At 51.7% G+C, this 25,098-nt stretch carries 24 protein-coding genes and 1 other RNA gene; 15 read left to right on the top strand and 10 right to left on the bottom strand.

Annotated features, from left to right (window positions below; translation table 11 throughout):
* The first annotated feature begins 131 nt into the window (after nucleotides 1-131).
* From ppiD to ACQZQY_RS10400, 3 genes are all read left to right on the top strand, one after another.
* Nucleotides 132-2,012 carry a peptidylprolyl isomerase gene (gene ppiD / locus ACQZQY_RS10390; protein ID WP_431297057.1) on the top strand — a complete coding sequence of 627 codons (1,881 nt, stop codon included), beginning with the start codon at nucleotides 132-134 and terminating at the stop codon, nucleotides 2,010-2,012.
* Between the two features lie 138 nt (nucleotides 2,013-2,150).
* On the top strand, nucleotides 2,151-2,534 hold the full coding sequence (locus ACQZQY_RS10395) for a ComEA family DNA-binding protein (RefSeq protein WP_183848806.1): 384 nt from the start codon (nucleotides 2,151-2,153) through the stop codon (nucleotides 2,532-2,534).
* A gap of 117 nt (nucleotides 2,535-2,651) precedes the next feature.
* Entirely contained in the window at nucleotides 2,652-3,068 is a 417-nt protein-coding gene (locus ACQZQY_RS10400; RefSeq protein WP_183848808.1) for a YbgC/FadM family acyl-CoA thioesterase, read from the top strand.
* A gap of 53 nt (nucleotides 3,069-3,121) precedes the next feature.
* Here ACQZQY_RS10400 and queC read toward each other — a convergent pair whose 3' ends face one another.
* Nucleotides 3,122-3,820, bottom strand: coding sequence for a 7-cyano-7-deazaguanine synthase QueC (gene queC / locus ACQZQY_RS10405; protein ID WP_122096122.1), 699 nt, complete (start codon nucleotides 3,818-3,820; stop codon nucleotides 3,122-3,124).
* 96 nt (nucleotides 3,821-3,916) lie between these two features.
* Nucleotides 3,917-5,629: an SgrR family transcriptional regulator gene (locus ACQZQY_RS10410; protein ID WP_431297058.1), complete on the bottom strand. Its 1,713-nt coding sequence runs from the start codon at nucleotides 5,627-5,629 to the stop codon at nucleotides 3,917-3,919.
* 192 nt (nucleotides 5,630-5,821) lie between these two features.
* Between ACQZQY_RS10410 and cof the strand changes: the two genes are divergently transcribed.
* Nucleotides 5,822-6,643, top strand: coding sequence for an HMP-PP phosphatase (cof, locus tag ACQZQY_RS10415; RefSeq protein WP_122096006.1), 822 nt, complete (start codon nucleotides 5,822-5,824; stop codon nucleotides 6,641-6,643).
* Nucleotides 6,644-6,710: 67 nt separating this feature from the next.
* Here cof and ACQZQY_RS10420 read toward each other — a convergent pair whose 3' ends face one another.
* Nucleotides 6,711-7,754 (bottom strand): PLP-dependent cysteine synthase family protein, encoded by a 1,044-nt coding sequence (locus ACQZQY_RS10420; protein WP_431297059.1) that lies wholly within the window; start codon nucleotides 7,752-7,754, stop codon nucleotides 6,711-6,713.
* 120 nt (nucleotides 7,755-7,874) lie between these two features.
* Between ACQZQY_RS10420 and ACQZQY_RS10425 the strand changes: the two genes are divergently transcribed.
* From ACQZQY_RS10425 to amtB, 5 genes are all read left to right on the top strand, one after another.
* Entirely contained in the window at nucleotides 7,875-8,330 is a 456-nt protein-coding gene (locus ACQZQY_RS10425) for an Lrp/AsnC family transcriptional regulator (protein ID WP_056771107.1), read from the top strand.
* Nucleotides 8,331-8,467: 137 nt separating this feature from the next.
* Nucleotides 8,468-10,240: a SmdA family multidrug ABC transporter permease/ATP-binding protein gene (locus tag ACQZQY_RS10430; protein ID WP_217204990.1), complete on the top strand. Its 1,773-nt coding sequence runs from the start codon at nucleotides 8,468-8,470 to the stop codon at nucleotides 10,238-10,240.
* The gene (locus ACQZQY_RS10435) at nucleotides 10,203-12,032 is read left to right on the top strand and encodes a SmdB family multidrug efflux ABC transporter permease/ATP-binding protein (protein WP_431297176.1); all 1,830 of its coding nucleotides are present in this window, start codon (nucleotides 10,203-10,205) and stop codon (nucleotides 12,030-12,032) included. The genes ACQZQY_RS10430 and ACQZQY_RS10435 overlap by 38 nt, the downstream gene beginning before the upstream one ends.
* A gap of 339 nt (nucleotides 12,033-12,371) precedes the next feature.
* Complete coding sequence (gene glnK, locus ACQZQY_RS10440; RefSeq protein WP_009639071.1) at nucleotides 12,372-12,710, top strand: P-II family nitrogen regulator; 339 nt, start codon at nucleotides 12,372-12,374, stop codon at nucleotides 12,708-12,710.
* Nucleotides 12,711-12,790: 80 nt separating this feature from the next.
* Nucleotides 12,791-14,080 carry an ammonium transporter AmtB gene (gene amtB / locus ACQZQY_RS10445; protein WP_056771114.1) on the top strand — a complete coding sequence of 430 codons (1,290 nt, stop codon included), beginning with the start codon at nucleotides 12,791-12,793 and terminating at the stop codon, nucleotides 14,078-14,080.
* A gap of 140 nt (nucleotides 14,081-14,220) precedes the next feature.
* Here the strand turns inward: amtB and tesB are convergent, their stop codons facing one another.
* A complete protein-coding gene (tesB, locus tag ACQZQY_RS10450; RefSeq protein ID WP_056771119.1) occupies nucleotides 14,221-15,087 on the bottom strand; it encodes an acyl-CoA thioesterase II in 867 nt (288 codons plus the stop codon).
* Nucleotides 15,088-15,333: 246 nt separating this feature from the next.
* On the opposite strand from tesB, the gene ACQZQY_RS10455 reads away from it, so the two are divergent.
* Nucleotides 15,334-15,915 (top strand): YbaY family lipoprotein, encoded by a 582-nt coding sequence (locus ACQZQY_RS10455; RefSeq protein WP_122096003.1) that lies wholly within the window; start codon nucleotides 15,334-15,336, stop codon nucleotides 15,913-15,915.
* 51 nt (nucleotides 15,916-15,966) lie between these two features.
* Here ACQZQY_RS10455 and ACQZQY_RS10460 read toward each other — a convergent pair whose 3' ends face one another.
* Entirely contained in the window at nucleotides 15,967-16,275 is a 309-nt protein-coding gene (locus ACQZQY_RS10460) for an MGMT family protein (protein ID WP_421670443.1), read from the bottom strand.
* Between the two features lie 193 nt (nucleotides 16,276-16,468).
* Here ACQZQY_RS10460 and ffs point away from each other — a divergent pair.
* An RNA gene (gene ffs / locus ACQZQY_RS10465) (signal recognition particle sRNA small type) lies at nucleotides 16,469-16,565 on the top strand.
* Nucleotides 16,566-16,642: 77 nt separating this feature from the next.
* Here the strand turns inward: ffs and ACQZQY_RS10470 are convergent.
* Both ACQZQY_RS10470 and ACQZQY_RS10475 read right to left on the bottom strand, forming a co-directional pair.
* Nucleotides 16,643-17,992, bottom strand: coding sequence for an NCS2 family permease (locus tag ACQZQY_RS10470; RefSeq protein WP_390974569.1), 1,350 nt, complete (start codon nucleotides 17,990-17,992; stop codon nucleotides 16,643-16,645).
* A 69-nt stretch (nucleotides 17,993-18,061) separates the two neighbouring features.
* The gene (locus tag ACQZQY_RS10475; protein WP_431297060.1) at nucleotides 18,062-19,849 is read right to left on the bottom strand and encodes an adenine deaminase; all 1,788 of its coding nucleotides are present in this window, start codon (nucleotides 19,847-19,849) and stop codon (nucleotides 18,062-18,064) included.
* 140 nt (nucleotides 19,850-19,989) lie between these two features.
* On the opposite strand from ACQZQY_RS10475, the gene ACQZQY_RS10480 reads away from it, so the two are divergent.
* Complete coding sequence (locus ACQZQY_RS10480) at nucleotides 19,990-20,937, top strand: LysR family transcriptional regulator (RefSeq protein ID WP_431297061.1); 948 nt, start codon at nucleotides 19,990-19,992, stop codon at nucleotides 20,935-20,937.
* An 83-nt stretch (nucleotides 20,938-21,020) separates the two neighbouring features.
* Here the strand turns inward: ACQZQY_RS10480 and ACQZQY_RS10485 are convergent, their stop codons facing one another.
* The 3 genes from ACQZQY_RS10485 to ACQZQY_RS10495 all read right to left on the bottom strand — a co-directional run bounded on the left by ACQZQY_RS10485 (nucleotide 21,021) and on the right by ACQZQY_RS10495 (nucleotide 22,234).
* A complete protein-coding gene (locus tag ACQZQY_RS10485; protein ID WP_056771138.1) occupies nucleotides 21,021-21,224 on the bottom strand; it encodes an HHA domain-containing protein in 204 nt (67 codons plus the stop codon).
* Between the two features lie 45 nt (nucleotides 21,225-21,269).
* Nucleotides 21,270-21,638, bottom strand: a complete 369-nt coding sequence (gene tomB, locus ACQZQY_RS10490; protein ID WP_056771141.1) for an Hha toxicity modulator TomB — start codon at nucleotides 21,636-21,638, stop codon at nucleotides 21,270-21,272.
* Between the two features lie 242 nt (nucleotides 21,639-21,880).
* Entirely contained in the window at nucleotides 21,881-22,234 is a 354-nt protein-coding gene (locus ACQZQY_RS10495; protein WP_056771146.1) for a hypothetical protein, read from the bottom strand.
* Nucleotides 22,235-22,590: 356 nt separating this feature from the next.
* Here ACQZQY_RS10495 and ACQZQY_RS10500 point away from each other — a divergent pair, with 356 nt between their 5' ends.
* The 3 genes from ACQZQY_RS10500 to ACQZQY_RS10510 are packed head-to-tail and all read left to right on the top strand — an operon-like array spanning nucleotide 22,591 to nucleotide 25,095.
* Nucleotides 22,591-23,319, top strand: a complete 729-nt coding sequence (locus tag ACQZQY_RS10500) for a metal ABC transporter ATP-binding protein (RefSeq protein WP_431297062.1) — start codon at nucleotides 22,591-22,593, stop codon at nucleotides 23,317-23,319.
* Nucleotides 23,316-24,173, top strand: coding sequence for a metal ABC transporter permease (locus tag ACQZQY_RS10505; protein ID WP_056771149.1), 858 nt, complete (start codon nucleotides 23,316-23,318; stop codon nucleotides 24,171-24,173). Before ACQZQY_RS10500 ends, ACQZQY_RS10505 begins: the two co-directional genes overlap by 4 nt.
* Before the next feature lie 43 nt (nucleotides 24,174-24,216).
* Nucleotides 24,217-25,095 carry a metal ABC transporter substrate-binding protein gene (locus tag ACQZQY_RS10510; protein ID WP_056771151.1) on the top strand — a complete coding sequence of 293 codons (879 nt, stop codon included), beginning with the start codon at nucleotides 24,217-24,219 and terminating at the stop codon, nucleotides 25,093-25,095.
* Nucleotides 25,096-25,098 lie beyond the last annotated feature (3 nt).

The raw sequence follows: 25,098 nt of genomic DNA on the forward strand, positions 1-25,098 counted from the left end.
GCATCACTGATGCCTGTTTACTCAGGTCTGGTTGTTAAACAATAACCTGACGTCACCGGGCTGGTAAGGTAAGATACAAGGCGCATCGAAAACGGTGCGCTTTTTTTATTACAGCGGAGTGTTGCCTCACTATGATGGACAATTTACGCGCGGCGTCCAATAACGTCGTGCTCAAAATCATTCTGGCCCTGATTATTCTGTCCTTTATTTTGACAGGGGTGGGCAACTACCTGGTCGGCGGTTCAGGCGACTATGCAGCGAAAGTGAATGGTCAGGAAATCGGTCGTGCACAGCTGGAACAAGCAGTGCAAAACCAGCGTAGCCGACTGCAGCAACAGCTTGGAGATCAATTCTCTGCGCTGGCGGGCAGCGATGGTTATATGCAGCAGTTGCGCCAGGAATCCCTGAACAACCTGATTGACGTCACTTTGCTGGATCAGTATTCCAAAAAGCTCGGCATTGCCGTCAGCGACCAGCAGATCAAAGACGCGATTTTTGCGACCCCACAATTCCAGACTAATGGCCGTTTCGACAACGCCAAATACCTGCAAAGCATCCAGAGCATGGGTTACAGCGCAGATAATTTTGCTCAGTTAATGAAACAGCAATTGATCAGCCAGCAGCTCGAACAAGCCTACGGTCAGACTGACTTTATTCTGCCTGTTGAAAGCACAACGCTCGGCGCGTTGATCCTGCAAACCCGTGACGTGCATACGGCAACGCTGGACACAGACACGCTGGCCGCTAAGCAACAAGTTACTGATGCAGAAGTGCAGGCGTTCTACGACCAAAACAAGAATAACTTCTTGTCCCCTGAGCAGGTGAAAGTCAGCTACATCGAAATGGATGCCGCGGCCATGCAGGGTAAAGCCGACGTGACTGATGCCGACATCAGCGCGTATTACGACCAGCATAAGAACGAGTTTGGCCAGCCTGAACGTCGTCGTTACAGCGTAATCGTCCTGAAAACTCAGGCTGACGCTGATGCGGTCGCTACCCAACTTAAAAGCGGTTCTGATTTCGCAGAACTGGCGAAAACTAAATCTACCGATGCACTGAGTGCGAAGCAGGGTGGGGATTTAGGCTGGATGGAACCTGAAACCACATTGCCAGAATTCAAAAGCGCCAATCTGACCACCAAAGGTCAGGTTTCCGGTGTGATTAAATCGGACAATGGTTTCTTCATCCTGCGTCTTGAAGACATCAAACCTGAACAGGTTAAGCCTCTGACTGAAGTGCGCGCCAGCATCATTGATAAGCTCAAACAAGAGAAGTCACTGGATTCTTACTATGCGCTGCAGCAGAAAGTCAGTGAAGCCGCGACGAACGACAACGAGTCTCTGGCATCGGCTGAAGAAGTTGCCGGTGTGAAAGCGGTACACACTGACTGGTTCACTCAGAATCAAATCCCGGCAGGCATCAACTTCAAACCTGTTGTGCAGGCGATTTTTGAAGGTGGTCTGATTGGTCAGGACGGTGCTCCTGGCAGTAACTCTGACATCATTACTGTTGATGGCGATCGTGCGTTTGTCATTCGCGTCGATGCGCACAAAGCCGAAGGCGTTAAGCCTTTTGCTGAAGTGAAAGATCAGGTGACTACATTGGTTAAACGCCAGAAAGCACAAGATCAGGCACGCATGGAAGGCGAGAAACTGCTGACAGCCCTGAAAGAGGGTAAAGGCGATGACGCAATGAAAGCCGCAGGTCTGAGCTTTGGTGATGTGCAGAAAGTACAGCGCAGCCAGCAGCCTTCTGCTTTTGAAGAAAATGTCTTCGCATTGCCGCATCCACAGAAAGACCAGGCCGTTTACGGCTTGTCTCAGGATCCAAAAGGGAACAGCGTGTTGATTAAACTCACTGCCGTTACCCCGGGTGCTGTGCCGGAAGCGGATGCCGCACGTTTTGCGCAGGAAATGCAACAAACCTCCTCAAACGTGACCTTTGATGCGCTGCTGACAAACCTGCGTCAGGAAGCAAAAATCAAGTTCGGTTCTGCTGCACAAAACCAGTAAACGCCGCAAAGTTTTGCAACGCGTTGCAACAAACAAAGGCCGCTTTCGCGGCCTTTTCCACATCTGAAAGTTGCCCATTGTCCGGTTTTTATTCCTGATGCACTCTCTCCGTGCTGTCAAACACATGGAGGATACAGCATGAAAAAACTAGGCATTACATCACTCTCTCTCGCTCTGGCTCTTGGGCTTTCAACGTTGCCTGTGATGTTACAGGCCGCACCCAATGCATCCGGTACTGTAGCCACGACATCAGTGGCACCGGCAACAACGGCGGGGAAAGTGGCGGGTCCGCAGGTGAAAAAAGAGCAGGCCGCGGTGGCTGATGACACCACCGTCAGCATTAATACGGCCACAGCGGAAGAGTTTGCCAGGGCGATGAACGGTGTAGGGATGAAGAAGGCGCAGGCCATTATCAGCTACCGTGAAGAGCTCGGGCAATTCACTGATATTGAACAGCTTCGCGAAGTGCCGGGTATTGGCGCTGCACTGTTTGAACGTAACAAGGACCGTCTGAAATTGTGACGGATGTCGCGGCGGCGAACCCTTAACGGTTGCCGCCGTTTTCTTCTGCTAATCTCTTAAGACATCTGACCAGTTTGGTTTGTACCTCAGGCGAGACGCAGGAGTTTTTTAATCACTATGCATACGTTTATTAAAGTTCGTGGTTTTCACATCGATGTTTACCAGCATGTTAACAATGCACGTTATCTGGAGTTTCTGGAAACCGCCCGCTGGGAATGGCTGGACAATCAGTCCGGCTTCCAGTGGATGAGCCAAAACAACATTGCTTTCATTGTGGTAAATATCAACATCAATTACCGCAAGCCTGCGGTGCTCGGGGATGTTTTACGCATCGACAGCAGCCTTCAGCAGCTGAATGGTCGCAGCGGGGTCATTGAGCAGGTGGTGACCCGTGAGGGCGATGTCGTGGCGGATGCTACGCTGACCTTCGTGTGTATTGATTTACGCACACAAAAGGCCTTGCCGCTGGAAGGTGAGTTGCTGGAAAGATTACGTGAACTTGAGCTGGAAAATGACGCGGCCAGTCATGAATGACTGACATAACCGCGGGCAGCGAAATGGCTGCCCGCGGTTATCCGTAAGGTACTTTAACGCAGACCGGTTTTCTTTTTCAGACTGGCCATCACGCCCGCCTGATCTTGCTGATATTGTTGAAGACCGTTGGCGCGCAGGTGGCAGGCGGCACACTCTCCACACCCGTCACCGGCGATGCCGTTGTAACAGGTCAGAGTATGATGGCGAACCAGACTAAGCTGTTGATAATAATCTGCCAGCGCCCAGGTTTCGGCTTTATTCAGCCACATCAACGGGGTTTCAAAACGCACATCGCGCGCCAGACCCAAAGACACTGCATGATTCAGCGCTTTGACAAATTCATCACGACAATCCGGGTAGCCGGAGAAATCGGTTTCGCACACACCGGTAATGACCGCTTCTGCCTGGATCTGATAAGCGTAAATGGCCGCCAGTGTCAGGAACAGAATATTGCGACCCGGTACAAATGTGCTGGGTAAACCGCCTTCAGTTTCTTCACCAAAGCCCGGTACGGGAATGTTATCGCGAGTCAGGCTGCTGACCGCCAGTTCATTGAGCAAACCGACATCCAGCACTTTGTGGGCACGCGCGCCCAACTGCACTGACAGTTTTTGCGCGATCTCAATCTCAGCACGATGACGCTGACCGTAATCGAAAGTGACGCAATGTACTTCGTCATACTCTTTCAAAGCCTGAATCAGACAGGTTGTTGAATCTTGTCCACCGCTAAAAACCACCACTGCTCTTTTCATTCTGATTTCCTGTTTACTGAACTGACCGCGCATCGGGCAGCAAAATCACGCTCATGGTACTTACCTTTGCCGCCGTAGTGTAGCGAAACAGCTGCTTCAGTCATTTTCAGATTGCAACGGCGGCGGAACCCACGCCTGACAGAAATCGAACCAGCCCCATGCCGTCAGCTGAACGCCGCTGATGCGTGGCGGCGCGCTCACCTGATACTGATAGTTGAAAAGCGGTGTAATAATGCTGCGCACCATCCACTGATAAAAATGATCGCGCAGTTCTTCAGACCGCCTGTTTTCCTGCGGGATTTGCTGAATATGGCTCAATCGTCCTTGCTGCAAGATAAGATCTTCTTCGCGCAAAATCCCCGGCCACAACGGATCCTGTTGCAGCCAGTTCTCCAGCGTGGCTTCCGGAGATTCACCGATCAGCCGGTCGCCCAGCAGCAGATCTGCCGATTCCAGTAATTCGCCGTCTTCCCACAACCGGCCCGCGTGATAAACCACTTCCAGCGCACAACCTTCTTCCGCCAGCTTTTCCTGTAACGCCTGAGCCACCAGTTCAAACTCTACGGGCGGATGGTAAAGCAGACGCAGAGTTTCAGGCAGCTGAACATCCATATGGTCGTGAACCGGGATCGGCCAGCCGGGCAGCATTTCTTTACTGGCTTTCACCAGATCATGATCGATCGGCAGATTATCCAGCATGCCGCTGCGCTGGATAATTCGGATGACTTTTTGCGCCTGTGCTTCACTGAGCACGCCGCGTCGCAAGTTAGTAGCAATGTAACAAAAACCAAGACTGGTGCTTCGCCGGATGGGTTTTACCTGCGAAAGCTCGTTCTGTTCGCCAAGAATAATTCTGACCGGATGCTGACAACTGACATTGTCCCGCTGAGCAAAAAGCTGTGGAGTGATCCAAAACTCAATAGCGGCCAGATAGGGATGTTGTAAAGGGTAATAGGTGTGTTGCTCAAGGCGGATAAGCTCAGGGGTGAAGGTGGTCAGGCGAAACGGTCCGGCGCCGATATGCGGGTCGTCCGGATGAGCCAGCAGACAATTGAGGTCGGCAAAACGGTGTGCCAGCCAGTAATCCGGTTTATCCAGATCGAACTGCAAACACAGCGCATGAGGCTGAGATAATGTCACCACTGACGCCAGATTATGTTTACCGCGTGCTGACTCGCGAAGTTGCTGAAAGCGTGCGACCAGTTGCGTGGTTTTTAACGGTTCACCGTTATGCCAGAAAAGCTGACTGCGCAGAAAAAACTGCCAGGTTTTTCCGTCATTACTGACGTGCCAGTGATGCGCCAAATTGGGCTGCGGTGAGGTATCACCGGGGATAAAGCGCGTTAAACCTGCATGTATGGTATGCGCCAGGTGTTGTTCAGCGCGGCCGGTAAGCGTCAGCGGATCTAAAGGCTGGAGAGGGCGATAATAGGGAATGCGCAGCGTCGGCGCATCTTCCTGCCACTGGCCGCCAAGATGCGGCGCGAGCAGGGTATTCAGATGCGAAGGATCCAGCTGGCTCAGTTGCAGCGCGGCAGAATGTTCACCCTTTTTCAGTAATTCCTGTAAATACGTTCCGCGTAACTCTTCCGGTGTTTTGAGGCAGCTTAGCGATGCGCGTTTTCCGCGACCAGCCTGCGACTGCCAGCGGATCCAGCCGGCATTTTGAAAGTGCATCAGTAGCGTTCGGGTGTGGCGTTCGCTGCAACAGAAGATCTCTGCCAATTCTGCCACGGTAAATTGAGCCAGATGCGATCCGGTTTTCAGGTACAGACGCTGAAACTGATTAAGCCGATTTTGCAGACGCACGGTAAATACGGAACCTCAGGAGTAGGGTGAATTTTTCCTGTTCAGCATATCCCAGCTGACGCGACCAGACCTGAAGTAAAAAACCAAAGTGTGAGCTAAAACCGGAACAGTATTCATAAAGTGTTCACTATTAGTTCCGTAAATCTCAGTCCATACTTTGCGGGTGAAAACAACGCCGCTCAGAGAGGAAATATGTACCGTTTAGCTGCATTTGATATGGATGGCACGCTGCTTTTACCTGATCACACCCTGGGCGACAAAACGTTGTCCACGCTGCGGCAGTTAGCTGAAAAGCCGGTAACGCTGACCTTTGCCACCGGGCGTCATTATCTCGAAATGAAAGATATTCTTGCTAACATCGGGCTGGATGGCTATCTCATCACCGGCAACGGTACCCGTATTCATGATCTCAGTGGCCACCGGCTGCACGCCAGCGATTTACCCGAGGATTGTGCGCACGAATTACTGCATACCTCGTGGGACACGCCAGCCAGTGTGCATGTTTTCCGCGATGACGGCTGGTTCACTTCTCTCGACGATCCGGATTTACTCATTCCGCATCAGTTCAGTGGCTTTCGCTATCAGTTACAGGATCTGCGCTTATTACCGGATTCGGGTAACAGCAAAGTGTGTTTCTGCGCCCCGCATGACGTGTTGTTGTCGCTGGTGCCTCAGCTCGAAGCTCACTTTGGCCCGCGCATCGATTTATGTTTCTCTGCGATGGATTGTCTTGATGTGCAGCCCGCAGGCAGCAACAAAGGCAGCGCGCTTGCATTGCTGACGGACGGTCTGGGGATCAACATGTCAGAGTGTATGGCGTTTGGAGATGCCATGAACGACAAGGAAATGCTCGAGGGCGTCGGGATGGGGCTGATTATGGGGAACGCGTTACCCGTTCTGAAAGAGAAGTCGCCGCACTTACAAATTATCGGGCATTGCCGTCATCAGGCGGTGTCTCACTTTTTGCAACACTGGCTGCACACACCAAACCTCACCTATTCCCCCGAATATTAAGGTTTTGCAGCAAGCCGGGTCATCTGTCCCGGCTTTTTTCCTTTCTTACGACGTATTTAACGCGGAGTTAACTTAGTCCTTCCAGTTGCTGTGCGTATCGTGAAATGTCCCCGATATTCTTCGCTACCCAACTCTCATCGAAGTATGTATTCAGATAACGTTCGCCGCTGTCGCAGAGCAGGGTGACGATGGAGCCGGTTTCCCCTCTCTCACGCATCTGCGTAGCCAGTTGCAGCGCACCCCAGACGTTGGTACCGGTTGAGCCACCGACCTTACGCCCCAGCACCTTCTCAAGCCAGTGAAGCGTCGCGATGCTGGCCGCATCAGGCACGCGCATCATGTCGTCTATGACACTTGGTATGAACGATGGCTCGGCGCGAGGGCGGCCAATCCCCTCAATACGGCTGCTGCATTGCGCAGTGACGCTGGCATCACGCTGTTGATAATAATCGTAAAATACTGAGTTTTCCGGATCAACGACCACCAGTTCCGTATCATGCCCCTGATAGCGAATATAGCGGCCCAGCGTTGCGGAAGTGCCGCCGGTTCCCGCGCTCATCACCAGATAACGCGGTATCGGATGCGGCTCATGCGACATCTGACGGAAAATACTGTCAGCAATATTATTGTTCCCGCGCCAGTCGGTTGCCCGCTCTGCGTAGGTAAACTGATCCATGTAATGCCCGTTCATTTCACGGGCGAGTTGTTCGGATGCGGCATAGATCTGCCCCGAGTTCTGGACGAAGTGACACCGGCCACCGTAAAACTCAATTTGCTGGATTTTTCGCGGAGCAGTGCAAGAAGGCATCACGGCGATAAAAGGCAATCCCAGCAGGCGTGCGAAATAGGCTTCAGAGATGGCGGTGCTGCCTGAAGAAGCTTCCACAATAGGCGTGTTTTCACGTATCCACCCGTTGCACAAACCGTACAAAAACAGAGAGCGGGCAAGGCGATGTTTCAGGCTGCCGGAAGGATGGGTACTTTCGTCCTTCAGATACAGTGAAATTCCGGGAAAGTCGTTGAGTGACAGGCGAATCAGGTGTGTATCGGCGGAACGCTGAAAATCGGCGTCGATTTCTTTAATAGCGTGACTAACCCAGGAATTGCGCATGATGCAGGCTCATAAAAGTGTCTTGATGCACACAAGAATAACGTAACTCCCGGAGAAATAAGTTACCCTTTAACCCACGAAGATAAGATTTAATAGAAAAATTTCCTCCCGGAGGCCGGTATGGTAGACAAAATTGACCTTAAATTGCTCTCCCTGTTGCAGAAAGATTGCACATTATCTCTGAATGAATTGGCAGATGCGGTCAATCTCACCACCACGCCGTGCTGGAAAAGGATTAAGCGCCTCGAGGATGACGGCATTATTCGCGGGAAAGTGGCCCTGCTGGACGGCGATCGGCTAGGGCTGAGCCTGACGGCGTTTGTGCTCATCAAAACTCAGCATCACAACAGCGAGTGGTACCAGCGCTTTGTTCAGCAGGTTGAGGCATTTCCTGAAGTGCTGGGTTTCTACCGGATGGCCGGTGAATATGACTATTTACTGCAGGTGCAGGTGTCCGATATGAAAAGCTACGATAACTTTTACAAGCGACTTGTGAACGGCATTCCAGGGCTGAATGATGTGACCTCCAGTTTTGCGATGGAACGCATAAAATCCACCACCGCATTGCCGATTTGATGCAAAAGTTACAGTAAAAAGTTTCATCAGAATCGCCAGTTAACTCTGTTATCCTTGTCGCCTGATGAGAAAAGAAGCCTGGTTCGGGCGCTTTTTCTCAATAAAATCATCATTATTATTTGTATGGAAATCACTGCGTGAGATTGTTCGCCCAATTAGGCTGGTACTTCCGACGTGAATGGCGCCGGTATCTGGGTGCCGTTGCCTTGCTGATTATCATTGCCATTCTGCAATTGATACCGCCTAAGCTAGTTGGTGTCATTATTGATGGCGTCACGACCAAAACGATGTCAACCGGCGTACTGTTTGCGTGGCTTGGGCTCATGGTCGCCACGGCAATTGTGGTGTATTTGCTGCGTTACGTCTGGCGCGTGCTGTTGTTCGGTGCGTCCTATCAGCTGGCCGTTGAACTGCGCCAGGATTTCTTCCGGCAGCTCAGCCGTCAGCATCCGGCCTTCTATTTACGCCACCGTACGGGTGATCTTATCGCCCGGGCAACCAATGACGTCGATCGCGTGGTTTTCGCCGCAGGCGAAGGCGTTCTGACGCTGGTTGATTCGCTGGTCATGGGGCTTGCTGTTCTTATCGTGATGGCGACGCAAATCAGCTGGGAGCTGACGCTGCTGTCGCTGGTTCCTATGCCGGTGATGGCAATTATCATTAAACGCTACGGCGACCAACTTCATCATCGCTTTAAAACCGCGCAGGCTGCCTTTTCCTCATTAAACGATCAGGCGCAGGAAAGCCTGACCAGTATTCGTATGATTAAAGCCTTCGGCCTTGAGAACCATCAGTCTTCCCAGTTTGCTGATGTGGCCGCGGATACCGGTGCGAAAAACATGCGTGTGGCGCGTGTTGATGCCCGTTTTGACCCGACTATTTATGTCTCGATTGGCATGGCTAATTTGCTGGCTATCGGCGGTGGTAGCTGGATGGTGGTTAACGGGCATCTGACACTCGGGCAGTTAACCAGTTTTGTCATGTATCTCGGGTTGATGATCTGGCCGATGCTGGCGCTGGCCTGGATGTTCAATATCGTTGAACGCGGTAGTGCCGCCTACAGCCGCATCCGCAGCCTGCTTGAGGAAGCGCCCAGTGTCGTGGATGGTACTGCGCCTCTGCCTGCCGGACGTGCTGTACTTGAAGCAAATATTGCGGATTTCCACTATCCCGACACAACGCATCCGGCCTTGTCCTCTGTGAAGTTCTCCCTGCAACCTGGGCAAATGCTCGGTCTGTGCGGCCCGACAGGTTCCGGTAAAAGTACCTTGCTGTCGCTGCTTCAGCGACAGTTTGATGTCACTGAAGGGGATGTGCTTTATCACGGCCTGTCGCTGAAAACGATCCGCCTGGATGACTGGCGCGCACGTCTGGCGATTGTGAGCCAGACCCCTTTCCTGTTCTCTGACACCGTCGCACAAAATATTGCGCTGGGACGTCCGGAGGCCAGCCGGGAAGAGATCGAGGAAGCGGCGCGGCTTGCCAGCGTTCATGACGATATTCTGCGTTTACCCGGCGGCTATGAAACAGAGGTCGGAGAACGCGGAGTGATGCTTTCTGGCGGGCAGAAGCAACGAATTTCTATTGCCCGTGCTCTATTGCTGAAAGCGGAAATTCTGATCCTCGATGATGCATTGTCAGCAGTTGATGGCAGGACAGAGCATCAGATCCTGCACAACCTGCGTCAGTGGGGCAGCGACCGCACCGTGATCATCAGTGCCCATCGTCTCTCCGCACTGACTGAAGCCAGCGAGATTCTGGTGTTTAACCACGGCTGTATTTCCCAGCGCGGAAGCCATGAGCAACTTGCCGCTGAGTCAGGATGGTATCGCGATATGTTCCGTTATCAGCAACTGGAAGCCGCACTGGACGATGTACCGCAGGAACAGGAGCCGGAACAACGTGGCTGAGCAAAAAGTGAGTAAAATTCAAAAGATGTGGCCGACGCTGAAGCGCCTGCTGGTCTATGGCAAGCCTTACAGAAAACCTCTTTCTGTCGCGGTGCTGATGTTGTGGATTGCGGCAGCAGCAGAGGTGACCGGGCCGATTCTGATCAGTTTCTTTATCGACCACTATGTCGCCAAAGGCGAAATGCCGTGGGACAAAATCAGTCTGCTGGCACTGTGCTTTATCCTGCTGCAGTTTCTGGCTGCCGGATTGCACTATTTCCAGGCGCTGCTTTTTAACCGGGCCGCAGTGGGCGTGGTTCAGCGTTTGCGTACCGATGTGATGGATGCTGCACTGCGCCAGCCGCTGAGTGCGTTTGATACCCAGCCCGTAGGGCAACTGATTTCTCGTGTCACAAATGATACTGAAGTGATCCGCGATCTGTACGTGACCGTCGTCTCGACCGTATTGCGCAGTATTGCGTTGATCGGCGCGATGCTGGTGGCAATGTTCAGCCTCGACTGGCGTCTGGCCTCGGTGGCGATATGCATTTTCCCGGCGGTTTTCGTCGTGATGGGGCTGTACCAGATTTACAGTACCCCGATTGTTCGTAAAGTCCGGAGCTATCTGGCGGACATCAATGACGGTTTCAACGAAGTCATTAACGGCATGAACGTCATCCAGCAGTTCCGCCAGCAAAAGCGTTTTGGCGAACGTTTGACCCGTGCCAGTCAGTCGCATTATCTGGCGCGTATGCAAACGCTCCGGCTGGAAGGCTTTCTTCTGCGACCATTGCTCAGTTTGTTCTCTTCGTTAATTCTGTGCGGATTGCTACTGCTGTTCGGATTCAGCGCAGAAGGTTCAGTCGGCGTCGGTGTTCTCTATGCTTTCATCAATTATCTGGGGCGTCTGAACGAGCCTTTGATCGAGCTGACCTCGCAGCAGTCGATTCTTCAGCAGGCCGTCGTCGCGGGTGAGCGAATTTTTGACCTGATGGACCGAACCCAGCAGCAATACGGGGCTGACGACAAAAGACTTACCGGCGGCGAGATAGACATTAAAGACGTCAGTTTTGCCTATCTGCCGGACAAATGGGTGCTGGAAAATATATCCCTGCATGTGCCATCGCGAGGTTTCGTTGCGCTGGTCGGGCATACGGGTAGCGGCAAAAGTACGCTGGCGAATTTGCTGATGGGATATTACCCGCTCAATAAAGGAGAGATCCGGGTTAATGGCCGTCACATTTCCGATCTCTCGCACGCCAGCTTACGTAAAGGGATTGCGATGGTTCAGCAGGATCCGGTGGTGCTGGCTGAGTCGGTTTTCGCCAATGTCACGTTAGGGCGCGATATCGATGAAGCGCAAGTCTGGCACGCGCTGGATATTGTGCAGCTTTCGCCTCTTATTCGTGAAATGCCGGAAGGTTTAAACACTCGCCTCGGCGAACAGGGAAATAATCTCTCGGTGGGTCAGAAACAGTTGCTGGCCATGGCGCGCGTTTTGGTGCAGGCCCCGGAGATTTTGATCCTTGACGAGGCAACAGCCAATATCGACTCAGGTACTGAACAGGCGATCCAGCGTGCACTTCGGGCCATCCGACAGCAAACGACGCTGGTGGTGATCGCCCATCGTCTTTCGACGATTGTCGATGCGGATAACATTTTGGTATTGCATCGTGGTCAGGCAGTGGAGCAGGGCAATCACCTGCAACTGCTGGCTGAAAAAGGCCGGTATTATCAGATGTATCAGCTACAGCTTGCCGGTCAGGAACTTGCCTCAGCGGAGCAGGCTACGCCAGCGACGCAAAACGCCTGATACCCGCCTCAACGCAGCATAGCGCACCGCGTTGGGGTGGTTTTTTCTTCCGATTTCCCCGCACCTTTCTTCTGGCCTGCACCTTCATCTGGCATCAAGTCTCTGGGCGTGATGTCACTGCACTAAAAAGCAGCGGTCGGCACCTTATTGGTGCGCGCGTCATGATAATGATGTGAACGGCCAAGTGTGCGCCTCATCACGAATAATCTGAAAATGCCGTATTACGCGGTAATCAAACGAATCTCTCTGCAATTTCAACTCTGGCACAGCCTTTGCTTTATCCATTTCGTATCGGGCGCGGTTTTTCCGCGGCAAGCCCTTAATTCGAGGAGTGGCAAAATGAAGCTGGTTACTGTGGTGATCAAACCTTTCAAGCTGGAAGACGTGCGCGAAGCGCTGTCTGCTGTTGGAATTCAGGGCCTGACCGTAACGGAAGTTAAAGGTTTCGGCCGTCAGAAAGGTCACGCTGAACTGTATCGCGGTGCAGAGTACAGCGTGAACTTCCTGCCAAAAGTAAAAATCGATATTGCTATCGCTGACGATCAGCTTGATGAAGTGATCGACGTGATCAGCAAAGCGGCCTACACCGGGAAAATTGGTGACGGCAAAATTTTCGTTGCTGAATTGCAACGCGTTATCCGTATTCGTACCGGTGAAACCGACGAAGCAGCACTGTAATTTCAGGTTCATCTCTTTGAATGAAGAGTTGAGATAAAAGAGCTTAGAAAAACAGTTTTGAGAACAGGGGTGGGCTACTAATGAAAAAACTTTTATCCATGATGGGGCTTGGCGCGGTTGCATTGTTGCCTTCGCTTGCCATGGCAGCAGCGCCAGCAGCCGCTAACGGTGCTGACAATGCCTTTATGATGATTTGTACTGCACTGGTGCTGTTTATGACCGTGCCCGGTGTGGCGCTGTTCTACGGCGGCTTACTGCGTTCTAAAAACGTATTATCTATGCTGACTCAGGTCATCGTGACGTTCGCGCTGGTCTGCGTTCTGTGGATCCTCTACGGTTACAGCCTGGCCTTCAGCGAAGGCAACGCGTTCTTCGGCGGTTTCGGTAATGTGATGATGAAAGGCATCGGCCTTGATTCGGTCACCGGCACCTTCTCGCAGATGATTCACGTGGCGTTCCAGTGTTCATTCGCCTGTATCACCGTGGCGCTGATCGTGGGCGGTATCGCTGAACGTGTACGTTTCTCTGCAGTCTTGATTTTCACTGTGATCTGGCTGACCTTCTCCTACATTCCGATGGCTCACATGGTTTGGGCGGGTGGTTTCCTGGCAGCAGACGGTGCGCTGGACTTTGCCGGCGGTACGGTGGTTCACATTAACGCCGCCATCGCGGGTCTGGTCGGTGCCTACCTGTTAGGTAAACGTGCAGGATTTGGCAAAGAAGCATTCAAGCCACACAACCTGCCAATGGTCTTCACAGGTGCGGCGATCCTTTACGTTGGCTGGTTCGGTTTCAACGCCGGTTCAGCAAGCGCAGCAAGTCCAATTGCGGCTCTGGCTTTCCTCAATACCGTTATCGCAACTGCTGGCGCAATCCTGTCATGGACATTTGTAGAGTGGATGGTTCGCGGTAAACCTTCTCTGCTTGGTGCAAGCTCCGGTGCCATCGCGGGACTGGTTGCCATCACACCAGCCTGTGGTACGGTCGGCGTGGGTGGTGCGTTGATTATCGGTCTGGTCGGTGGTGCCACCGGTCTGTGGGGTGTGGTTACCCTGAAAAAATGGCTGCGTGTTGATGACACCTGTGACGTATTCGGTGTGCATGGCGTGTGCGGTATCGTAGGCTGCCTGCTGACCGGTGTATTCACTTCCAGCTCACTGGGCGGCGTGGGTTATGCAGAAGGCGTCACCATGGGTCATCAGGTCTGGGTGCAGTTCTTCAGCGTCTGCGTTACGCTGGTCTGGTCAGGTGTTGTTGCCTTCATCGCTTATAAAGTAGCTGATATGCTGGTCGGTCTGCGTGTTCCTGAAGAACAGGAACGTGAAGGTCTGGACGTCAACAGCCACGGCGAAAATGCTTACAACCAGTAATCTCAGTCATATAAATTCAGAGAAGGCAGTGCGCTAACGCTTTCTGAACGGCAGTACCAAAACTAAAAATAATGATGAATAGCAAAAGGGGCGATATCACTATCGCCCCTTTTTAATGCCTGATTTTCAGACTGAAAATCTTATTCTGCCGTTCTCTGACGGATCACACCTTCCTGCACCGTAGTGGCAACCAGCACCCCTTCGCGGGTGTAGAACTGACCGCGTACAAAACCACGGGCACCGGAAGCTGATGTACTTTCAACTGCGTAAAGAAGCCAGTCGTCCATACGGAATGGCCGGTGAAACCACATCGAATGATCGATGGTCGCGACCTGCATTCCAGGCTCCAGAAAACCAATTCCGTGCGGTTGCAATGCGGTCGGCAGGAAATTGAAGTCTGAAGCATAACCGAGCAGATACTGATGGATGCGCAGATCATCAGGCATTTCGCCGTTGGCGCGGAACCACACCGCGCGGTGCGGCTCTTCTTTAGTGCCTTTCAGCGGGTTATGGAATTTCACCGGGCGCATTTCAATCGGCCGGTGACGGAGGAATTTATCACGAATTTTTTCAGGGATCAGATGCGCAAGATTTTTGGCAATGTCTGACTCCGAAATCAGTGACTCCGGCGGCGGTACATCAGGCATGGTGTTTTGATGTTCAAAACCCTCTTCATGACTCTGGAAAGAGGCTGTCATGTAGAAAATAGGTTTACCGTTTTGTACCGCTTTCACACGACGGGCGCTGAAACTGTTGCCGTCGCGCAAGTTTTCCACGTCATAGATGATCGGTTTACTGCTGTCACCCGGACGTAAAAAGTAACTGTGGAACGAGTGGATCCCGCGATCAACCGGCACCGTTTGTTTGGCTGCGTAGAGTGCCTGCCCGACAACCTGCCCGCCAAAGACCTGGCGCAAGCCCAGATCCTCACTTTGACCACGAAACAGCCCTTCTTCGATTTTTTCCAGATCCAGAAGATCCAGCAGATTTATTAACGCCTGACTCATAGTGGCCTCATGAAAGTTACCGGTTAATTCATGCCTGATGCAGCCCGTAAGCGCAGCAAAAGCACAGGTCTAACCTGTTAATGATAGAGGATCTTAAGGGCGCTCAGAAGACCTGTTTAGCCACCGGGAGGAAAAATTCAGATTATTGTGCCATGATTAACAGGTACGCTGGTTAAAGAAACCATTTTCATGTCGGCGTTTATTACAGCTTGTCGACAAGCGAATAATAAAAAGGGAGTACGATCTATGAAACTTTGGCAGATAGTAGGTGGAACCGCGCTGTCTCTGACTCTTGCCGGATGCGCACAGCATCATGAGGCACCCGCGCAGCAGGCTCCGGTGAATACGGCAGCCAGTCCGGCCACCCAACCCGCGATAACGGGGCCAAACGTATCCGGTAGTGTGTTTATCGCTCAGCGTGTGGCGTTGCCGCCTGATGCGGTACTGACCGTGACATTGTCCGATGCCTCTGTTGCGGATGCACCATCGCGTGTGATCTCGCAGAAAGTGGCGAGAACGCAGGGTAAGCAGGCACCCTTCACGTTTATCCTGCCGTATAACCCGCAGGACATTCCACCGAACTCACACGTTATCCTGAGTGCGGCGGTGACTATCAATGGTCAGATGACCTTCGTGACTGACTCCATTAAAGAAGTGATTAATAATGGACAGGGTACACGTGCGGATCTGCAACTTGTCCCGGTTGTCTCGGTTCCTGTTGCCACCAAGCCGGGTGCATTAGGGCCACTGAGCAACCCGTCTGAACCGACAGGATTAGGCACCGCTCCGGCACCGGTCAGCGCAGTCGCTCCGTCGCCTGCTTATTAATGCCCGTGCTGTAACAATAAACACCGCTCCGGCGGTGTTTTTTTATGTGCATTACCACTTCCAGCCATACTTCTCTAAATCGATTTTGCCTTTACTAAAGACGACGCCTTCGGCCAGAAGCGCCTGACGCTGGCGTTTAAAATCTTCACCTTGCAGTGAAATCTCGCCGTGGCGGTTAATCACGCGGTGCCAGGGAAGGGTGCTGCCTTCGGGCAATTTCTTGAGCACGCCGCCAACCTGACGGGCAGCGCGTGGCGATCCTGCCAGTTGTGCCACATTACCGTACGTTGTGACCTGGCCTGCGGGGATAGCCGCTATAATTTGAAATACGCGCTGACGAAAGTTATCCGGCTCCGACATTACATCCTCCTCAGTGTCTGCCGGACAGTATGACGTAATTTTGCCTCTCAGACAGGCGAGTTTCGGCGCTGTTGTTTAAGAAAACACCGGTTGTCGGCGGTTAACTTGCTTTTGCGGTGGGCATCACTGATAATGCCCACCGCTTCAGTTCTCCCGTAAAGAGAAGTGAAGCCAACAACGACAATGGGGGCCCTGTTGGTTCTCCCGCAACACTAACTTGTTAACTCGGTCAGGTCCGGAAGGAAGCAGCCATAGCAGGTGTCGTGTGTGCCGGGATGTAGCTGGCAGGGCCTCCACCATTTCAGGCCCCGCAAACTTTACGCCTTCTCTTTTCAATTCCAGACCTCATCCTCTTTTTTCTTTTGTTTCAGTGATGCACCAGCGTCGTGAAGTAATACACCAGCGGGATCGCCAGGATATACAGCCCTGTCGGCACTTCGCGCATTTTTCCTGCCACCACGTTGATGATGATGTAAAACAGCAATCCGCCCGCGATGCCCGTACCAAAACTGTTGGAAATCAGGGTAATCATCACCATGAGCAGCACCGGTAAAGCATCGGTGAAATTCGCTAAGTCCACTTTGCGCAAATTACTGAACATATTCAGGCCGATGAGGATCAGCGCCGGTGCGGTCGCTTCTTTGGGGATCATCATTGCCACCGGCGTGAACAGCAGCATCAGCAGGAACATCACCGCCGCCGCCAGCGCCGTCAGACCTGTTTTCCCGCCCGCTTCAGCCGCCGCTGAGGATTCGATTAATGCGGTTGCCGCAGGAATACCGACAACCGGACCCAGCGCCGCAGCAATCGAATCCACCATAAATGGCCGGTTGATGTGCGGCATGTTGCCGTGTTCATCCAGCAGTCCGGCTTCACCGCCCACCGCCAGCGTGGTGCCCATGGTTGAGAAGAATTCTGAGGCGAAAAAGATAAACAGAAATGGCAGGAAGGCGATATTGATGGCGCCAGTCAGATCGACTTTCCCCCAAAGCGGGGCGAGAGAATGTGGCAAAGCGATCCACTGTTCAGGTAAATGCGTTACGCCAAACGGGATCCCGGCTACCGTTGCCAGCAGAATCGCCCAGAGAATAGCACCGGGGATTTTACGAGCCTGTAAACCCACCGCCACCAGCAAACCCAGCAAAGCAATCAGCGCACCCGGAGAAGTGAAATCTCCCAGTGCCAGCGCGTGCGTTTTGGCATTGGCCAGCACCAGGCCTGCATTACGAAAACCCAGCAGCGCGACGAAAATACCGATCGACGCCGTCAGACCCAGTTTGATGGATTGCGGAACCGAGCGGGTGACGACTTCACGCAGGCCGAATACTGTCATCACAAAAAATAGGATCCCGGACCAGCAGGCAATGCCCAGCGCAATTGGCCAGGTGATACCGTCTCCGGCCAGCGTAATACCGACCAGTACCGAACCGCCGATGCCAGGGCCAACCATAAACGGCAGGTTCGCGTAGAACGCCATCAGCAAAGAGCCCAACACAAATACCAAAATGACGCCGGTGGTGGCGGCTCCTTTATCCATGCCACCCGCCGCCAGCAGACCGGGGATCACTATCAGCAAATAAGCCGCTGCCAGAAAACCGGTGATCCCGGCCAGACATTCGGTTTTCGCTTTTGTATCCCGCTGACGAAGCTGAAAGCGGCGCTGCAACCAGCTTTCACCCGATGAGGCTGTCACATTTTTCACAGAGCTGTCGGTCATAAAATTCCCCTGAACATCGTCATTAATGAGTGGTGCGTGCTGTTTTTTTGTGTTTCTTATTAATAAAGATCAGGCCTCGTCGGGCCAGATTTCCAAAACAGGATCGACAATCTCGCGCAATCCGCCATCCGTCAGCCCTAAATCCGTCAGATGTGGCCCTGCATTACAGGCGAGACAGGTTCCTTCGATCGCTTTAAAGACCCGGTACGGCGGTTCCCAGTCAGCGATCTGCGCGCTAAGCTCGCGAAGGTTTTTAAACTGTGCGGCCAACACGTCTGCGGGTAAATCTGAGAGCATTCCGGCAATTGGCATATCGACACTGGCCAGCAACGTCGCGTTCTGGCTCAGCGCCATACCGCCGCCGCTGGCGATCAGCTGATTGGCGGCCAGCATCATGTCGGCGGGATGACGGCCAATAACCACGAGATTATGTGAGTCATGGGAGTAAGAGGTGGCTATCGCTCCGCGTAATTCTCCCCAGCCTTCCAGCAACGCCATTTTCGGCGTGGCTTCATGACGCCCATGCCGGTGCTGTAGCCAAATCAGGCTGAAACCTTCCGGAATTTGTACGACTCCGCTTTTGACTTCCACAATCACTTCGCTCCATTGCGTGAAGCGAGCGCCCTTGATGTTACGTAAGCGCGCCTTACCTTTTTTCAGTCCGGGGATTTTTAAATGGAAATCAGCTTCGGCCACTTTTTGCAGGCGCATGGTGTCGCGTGGCGGGATAACGTCACTGGCGACAGCGGGGCTGAATAACATTTTCCCGTGTTCTGCAACGCAGTTTCCGGCGACATACACTTTGCGCGGGTTGAGCGTCTCAAGAGAGTCGAATGCAATAATGTCAGCAGTGCGGCCTGCGGCAATCAGCCCGAGATCTGAGCGGCGCATACGGATGGCGGCGTTAAATGTCGCCATTCTCAACACGTCTTCAGCACGTAAGCCAAAGGAGATCAGCAGTTTGACCAGCGCGATCAGTCCGCCTTTTTCCAGCAGATGATCGGGTGGTACGTCGTCAGTACACAGCGTAATTTGCGAGGAAAGGTGCGGTAAGGCCAGCAGAGCGGCGGCAATATCCGGCAGCAGATAAGGATGAGAACCACGAATTTGCAGAGTCAGGCCTGCGCGCAATTTCTCCAGCGCATCCTCCGCCGAGGTCAGTTCATGATCGGAAGTCACACCTGCCGCCAGATAGGCCTGGAGCTGCTCGTCTTTAAGCCCGCGCGCATGGCCTTCGATCAGTTTGCCGCTGCGTAATCCGGCATCAAGGATTTCCATCATGCGTTCGCTGCCGTTCAGCACGCCATACATATCCATGACCTCCGCGACGCCGGCAACTTCGGGCCAGCTCAGCATGGTTTGCATTTCCTTGCCTTTGAAATCCGCCCCCGACATTTCCAGACCCGGCGTTGAGGGCACGCTGGAAGGCGCCGCGCAGATCACACGCAATGGCAAACCCCGGCTGGCTTTGACTGCGTACTCAACGCCGGCCACGCCCAGCACATTTGCCAGCTCATGGGGATCCCAAAACACGGTCGTCGTCCCCTGAGCGACAACGATCTCCGCATATTTTTCAGGAGGCAGGTGGGAGCTTTCAATGTGAACATGGGTATCGATAAGGCCGGGTGAAAGATAAAGACCTGATAAGTCATCAATATTTTCCGACCGGGTAAATTTTCCACGCGGGTGGACACTGGCAATCATGTGACCGACCAGACCCACGTCTGCATCACGGATCTCACCCGTCACCATGTCGACGATCTTTGCGTTGATCAGCAAATGGTCAAAAGGAATTTTCCCTAATGCGGCATCAATCGCCCGCTGGCGTAAGGGCAGGGAAGCGAGGTTCTCGGTCATAGCAGTTTCCGGATTTGCAGGATGATGTGGCTAATGTAGGGAGAGGAAGGGGCTTTGCACAGATGATTTATTTTATCCGATTATAAGATGCGGTTATGCTGGGCAAACGTTTTCTATTTTGACCGGAACCTCTGCACATTATGTCTGAACCCTGGCGTCGTCTGCCTGCGCTGTCTCTCAAGCAAATTCAATATTTTGTGACGCTGGCGCAATTGCGCAGTTTTACTGAAACGGCGAACCGTCTGGCAATCAGCCAACCTGCGTTAAGCAGTGCGCTGCGACAAATTGAATCCGTGTTGGGTGGGAAGTTATTGCACCGGACGGCGCAGAACGTCAGTCTCACTGAGCAGGGAGAAGCTGTGCTGCCGTATGCAGAACGCTTATTGAATACTGCTCACAGCGTGTTCGATGATATGCAGCAAATTATGCATCAGGGCGGAGATGGAACTTTACGTATCGGATTAGTGCCTTCAGTCAGCACATTATTATTTCCGGCGGTGCCACAATTATTATCTGAATATTTCCCTGATATGCGTGTGGAATTCCATGACCTGACAAATGACGCATTATTATTGGAACTCGAGAACGGTTCTGTTGATTTTGGTATCGGTGCTACCGACAGTACCGTACCGGGATCGATAGCAATATATCCGCTGCTCGAAGATCCGTTTGTCGTGGTGATCAGGCGTGATGACGCGCTGGCAGAAGGGCATAACATCCCGTGGCGGCAACTGGCAAAAAGGGACATTGCGTTGTTTTCAAAAGGGAATGTGAGCAGGCTGGTGACGGCGATGAATGAGAGTCATCATCTGAATTTACGCGTCAGTTACCGGGTAGATTTTCAGGAAACGTTATATGGACTGGTGCGGTCGCGCATGGCATTGGCGATTTTACCGGAATTATACACGGCAACGCTGAACGATAATGAATTAACGGTGATTCACTTGCAGCAGCCGATGTTAAGCCGAACGGTCGCCATGATGCGTAAACCGGTTCCATTACGATCGGCAAAAACAGAACAGTGTTTTCAATTTCTCTTAAAGACGTTTCATCAACGAATCAAAGAAAAGAATGAAAGAGTGCTGTGAGGAAAATTGTTTAACAACGCTAACGTAGTATTGCTGAAATAATAAACACTGAGCCGCACGATAATTCGGCTCAGTGCAAGCACTTAACGTACAAACTTCCATACGGCAACGGGGATTTTATCGTACAGCTTATTCATCGTCAGTTCAGCCAGACGATGGTCAGCTGCCGAGTAAAACAATTCGAGTTCGTCGTCGGAAAGCTCATACTTATTTTTTTCAATAACACGTTCAAGCGTATCAATAGTGGTGCATTTTCTTAAACGCATCAAATAGTCGATTTTGTTCATCGTAGCCTTTTCATTTTGTTCTGATGACAACATATAAATTATTACTCAAGTCTTCATTAGGGTACAGATGTAGTCCCCTGAGAACATTCTGAATAATCGCTTTTTGGTCTTTTGCCATTGGCGTAAATCAGAATCGTTAATTCCATAATTACTGAAGAGGGTGTAGGTATCATCCAGATACTCTTCAACCAGATCACTTAAATGGTTATCGTCGGGGTACTTAATTTTAAAACTCATCACAAAAGATGCAATGTGTTCTATCAGTTCGTTGAGTTGCAGGTTAACAGCTGATGTAGGGTCGTTGACCCAACCATGATGACTGTCACCCAGTGTCGCAATCCCTTCATCATACAACATTTCATTCAGGAATCGTAACTGAGCGATATCGTGCCGCTTAGGCGAGTACTCATCCATATCATCCCCTCCGTAATGGTTTATTCGGTGTTGATAACACTCTGTGAGTAAACAACAAAACTTAATGGCTTACAGGAAACAGCTCTCACTACACTTTTTAAGAACTACACATCATGAGTTAAACATCAGTAACAATCACAATAAAACGGACTCAGACAGGAGGTTTTACATGGGATAATTCTACAGTCAACGGTTTAAATATAATTCATTTTTAGAACGCTGTGCAAACGTATTACTCAAACTTACAATTCGTCTGAAGTTGTTCCTCTGGACATATCAATAATATCAAACTCAAGCCCTTCAGGGGTGACTGAGAATGTGACATTTTGCGTTGTGAATTCATCAGCATTAATGTCCAGGCATCCATTGAAAATCGTCCATTTGAACCTGTAACTCATTGAATATATGCTTTCGCCTGTTTGAGTTATAGACACGATTTCCATGGAATTCGGCTCATAACGGGCATTTTCAGAAAAATAAGATAAATCGCCAATTAAAGGTTCTTCAATTTCAGATAAAGAACGTTCAATAATCTCTTGTAACGTTTTAAGAGACGGATTTTGCCCATAAATATTACCGGGAATGATTTTCCGCACGCCTTTTATCCTCTAAACCTGTATCTCTTCATTATTACATACTTTGAGTATTCTGTGGATTTAGTGGAAAAAAAAATTTCCAATGCCTTTACGCATAGTCAGTTGATTTTCATCATGTTTAGGATATGTACATTATTTTTTACCCTTTTCTTACAGTTTTGGGGGACTTCACGCCGTTAAGAAACTGAAACAGTTCATGTATTGATAAAAATGCCTTCATGTGATGTTATATTATAACTATTTGAGGGCGCCATGACTAAAACACTCTTTACCATTTCTTCGCCACTACGCTGCATGGGGGTTTTGGCCGTGCTCGTTGTTCTCTGGACCGCAATTTACTGGGCGATTTCGCTACCATGATTTTCGTTAACAACCTTGAAGTCGGCTATGACCGCCGCGCTGTTGCGATGCCGCTAAGTGGACGATTTTTAACGGGTTCGCTCACGGCGGTGATTGGTGCGAACGGTGCCGGTAAATCGACTTTCTTAAAAACAGTGGCAGGCCTGCAACAGGCGATTACGGGAGATTTTACCTTCAGTCAGGGCCAGCGGCCGCGCCTGGCCTATTTACCTCAGCAGACTGAACTGGATCGCGGATTTCCCATCAGCGTTGTGGATCTTGTCGCCATGGGGTGCTGGCCGCAGAGCGGTTTATTTGGGGGTATTAACCGGCAGTCGGCGGCAAATGTTGCGCAGGCGCTGGAAACCGTCGGAATGACCGGAATGGAACATTACCCGGTAGGTTTGCTCTCCGGCGGACAGCTGCAACGCACCTTGTTTGCCCGCTTGCTGGTCCAGCAGGCGCCCCTGATTATGCTTGATGAGCCTTTTACCGGCATTGACAGCCAGACCACCGCGCTGTTGTTAAAGGTGATTGCGCAATGGCATCAGGAAGGTAAGACCGTCATCGCGGTTTTGCATGATATTTCTATGGTAGCGCGGCATTTTCCTGACGTGCTCTACCTCAGTGCTCAGCAGAATCTGTGGGGAAGCGCCCGCGAGGTTCTGAGCCATTTCCCCAACCCGTCGCATGCCTGTGTCTCGGTAGAACCTTTCGCTCTGGCGGCGGGAGTCGCAAATTCATGATGCTTTTCCATTTGCTTGCCGACCCGTTTATTGAATTCGGATTCATGCGCCGTGCTTTGATCGCGTGTATTGCGTTATCGATAAGCGCCACGCCTTTGGGTGTTTTCCTTCTGTTACGTCGCATGAGCCTGGTGGGTGATGCGCTTTCTCATGCCGTTTTACCGGGTGCTGCGATCGGTTATCTGATTTCGGGTATGTCACTGGTGGCGATGGGCATTGGCGGATTTATTGCCGGGTTGGCGGTCGCGATGTTATCGGGGCTGGTGAGTCGTAAAACGCAATTGAAAGAAGATGCCAGCTTTGCCGGTTTCTATCTTGGCTCGCTTGCCCTGGGCGTCACCTTGGTTTCGTTGCGGGGGTCGAGCGTTGACCTGCTGCATGTGCTTTTTGGCTCCATTTTGGCCATCGATTCTTCCGCAATGATCATGGTTGGGATCATCAGCAGCGCGTCATTACTGATGCTTGCCTGCATTTATCGCGCACTGGTGATTGAGTCTTTTGACTCGTTATTCTTGCGGGTCAGCGCCGGAAAATGGCTGGCGGTGATCCACGGCATTTTTCTGGCGCTGGTGGTGATCAATCTGGTGGCCGGTTTTCAAATCCTCGGCACGCTGATGTCCGTCGGGTTGATGATGTTACCCGCGGCCAGCGCGCGATTCTGGGCACGGGATTTACCTCACACTCTTCTGAGCGCGATGATTATCGGCATCCTCTCCAGCGTTGTCGGGCTGATCTGGTCTTATTACGCCTCATTGCCCGCCGGACCGGCGATCGTCCTCAGCGCAACGGTGATTTTCTTTATTTCAGTATTATTTGGAAGGCGGGGCGGGATGTTAACGGCCTCGCGTTGTTAGCAGTAAAACAATGAAAATGCAGTACCACAATTAAGGGGACATGATGAAAGTATTACCTGTATCACTCGCAGTAGCTGCCCTGCTGTCGAGCCCGCTGGCGATGGCGAAAACCGTGAATGCGGTCACCAGTTTTTCTATTCTGGGTGACATTGTTCAGGAGGTGGGAGGCGAGCACGTGAAGGTCACTTCGCTGGTGGGACCGGATGGTGATCCGCACAGTTTCGAACCCTCGCCAAAGGACAGCAAAGCCATTAATGCCTCTGATGTCGTTTTCGTCAGTGGCTTAGGGCTGGAAGGTTGGATCGATCGTCTGGTGACGGCATCGGGCTACAAAGGCCATCTGGTGACGGCATCTGAAGGTGTCAATTCCCGTAAAATGGAAGAAGACGGAAAGCAAATCACGGATCCACATGCCTGGAACAGTATGGCAAATGGCGTGATTTATGCGACCAACGTGATGAATGCGTTGATCAAAGCCGATCCGCAAGATGCTGATTATTTCCGTCAGCGTGGCAAGGCCTACATTGAACAACTGCAAAAACTGGATTCGTGGGCGAAAACCGAGTTCGCCGGTATTCCTCAGTCAAAACGTAAAGTCCTGACAAGCCATGATGCTTTCGGTTATTTCGGTCAGGAATACCATGTGAGTTTTATGGCGCCGGTAGGCTTTTCAACTGAATCGGAAGCCAGCGCCAGCGGTGTGGCGTCTTTGATTAAGCAGATCAAAGATGAGAAGGTAAAAACCTATTTCATCGAGAATCAGACCGATCCGCGCCTGGTAAAGCAGATTGCTGCCGCCAGCGGAGCACAACCGGGTGGGGAGTTGTATCCGGAAGCGCTGTCAGGGCCACAAGGCCCGGCAACGACTTACGTCAAAGCGTTCAAACATAATGTTGAGACAATTGTCGCCAGCATGAAATAAGAT

This window comes from Rahnella sp. PAMC25559 (genome assembly GCF_050632365.1).
Classification (GTDB): Bacteria; Pseudomonadota; Gammaproteobacteria; order Enterobacterales; family Enterobacteriaceae; genus Rahnella; species Rahnella rivi.

What these genes read in the sequence shown, in the direction of transcription:
- cof (WP_122096006.1), top strand. Translation starts at nt 5,822, where the DNA reads ATGTACCGTTTAGCTGCATTTGATATGGATGGCACGCTGCTTTTACCT.
- ACQZQY_RS10485 (WP_056771138.1), bottom strand. Translation starts at nt 21,224, where the DNA reads ATGAACAAAATCGACTATTTGATGCGTTTAAGAAAATGCACCACTATT.
- glnK (WP_009639071.1), top strand. Translation starts at nt 12,372, where the DNA reads ATGAAGCTGGTTACTGTGGTGATCAAACCTTTCAAGCTGGAAGACGTG.
- ACQZQY_RS10500 (WP_431297062.1), top strand. Translation starts at nt 22,591, where the DNA reads ATGATTTTCGTTAACAACCTTGAAGTCGGCTATGACCGCCGCGCTGTT.
- ACQZQY_RS10400 (WP_183848808.1), top strand. Translation starts at nt 2,652, where the DNA reads ATGCATACGTTTATTAAAGTTCGTGGTTTTCACATCGATGTTTACCAG.
- amtB (WP_056771114.1), top strand. Translation starts at nt 12,791, where the DNA reads ATGAAAAAACTTTTATCCATGATGGGGCTTGGCGCGGTTGCATTGTTG.
- ACQZQY_RS10510 (WP_056771151.1), top strand. Translation starts at nt 24,217, where the DNA reads ATGAAAGTATTACCTGTATCACTCGCAGTAGCTGCCCTGCTGTCGAGC.
- queC (WP_122096122.1), bottom strand. Translation starts at nt 3,820, where the DNA reads ATGAAAAGAGCAGTGGTGGTTTTTAGCGGTGGACAAGATTCAACAACC.
- ACQZQY_RS10460 (WP_421670443.1), bottom strand. Translation starts at nt 16,275, where the DNA reads ATGTCGGAGCCGGATAACTTTCGTCAGCGCGTATTTCAAATTATAGCG.
- ACQZQY_RS10505 (WP_056771149.1), top strand. Translation starts at nt 23,316, where the DNA reads ATGATGCTTTTCCATTTGCTTGCCGACCCGTTTATTGAATTCGGATTC.
- tesB (WP_056771119.1), bottom strand. Translation starts at nt 15,087, where the DNA reads ATGAGTCAGGCGTTAATAAATCTGCTGGATCTTCTGGATCTGGAAAAA.
- tomB (WP_056771141.1), bottom strand. Translation starts at nt 21,638, where the DNA reads ATGGATGAGTACTCGCCTAAGCGGCACGATATCGCTCAGTTACGATTC.
- ACQZQY_RS10420 (WP_431297059.1), bottom strand. Translation starts at nt 7,754, where the DNA reads ATGCGCAATTCCTGGGTTAGTCACGCTATTAAAGAAATCGACGCCGAT.
- ACQZQY_RS10475 (WP_431297060.1), bottom strand. Translation starts at nt 19,849, where the DNA reads ATGACCGAGAACCTCGCTTCCCTGCCCTTACGCCAGCGGGCGATTGAT.
- ACQZQY_RS10395 (WP_183848806.1), top strand. Translation starts at nt 2,151, where the DNA reads ATGAAAAAACTAGGCATTACATCACTCTCTCTCGCTCTGGCTCTTGGG.
- ACQZQY_RS10455 (WP_122096003.1), top strand. Translation starts at nt 15,334, where the DNA reads ATGAAACTTTGGCAGATAGTAGGTGGAACCGCGCTGTCTCTGACTCTT.
- ACQZQY_RS10480 (WP_431297061.1), top strand. Translation starts at nt 19,990, where the DNA reads ATGTCTGAACCCTGGCGTCGTCTGCCTGCGCTGTCTCTCAAGCAAATT.
- ACQZQY_RS10425 (WP_056771107.1), top strand. Translation starts at nt 7,875, where the DNA reads ATGGTAGACAAAATTGACCTTAAATTGCTCTCCCTGTTGCAGAAAGAT.
- ACQZQY_RS10435 (WP_431297176.1), top strand. Translation starts at nt 10,203, where the DNA reads ATGTACCGCAGGAACAGGAGCCGGAACAACGTGGCTGAGCAAAAAGTG.
- ppiD (WP_431297057.1), top strand. Translation starts at nt 132, where the DNA reads ATGATGGACAATTTACGCGCGGCGTCCAATAACGTCGTGCTCAAAATC.
- ACQZQY_RS10470 (WP_390974569.1), bottom strand. Translation starts at nt 17,992, where the DNA reads ATGACCGACAGCTCTGTGAAAAATGTGACAGCCTCATCGGGTGAAAGC.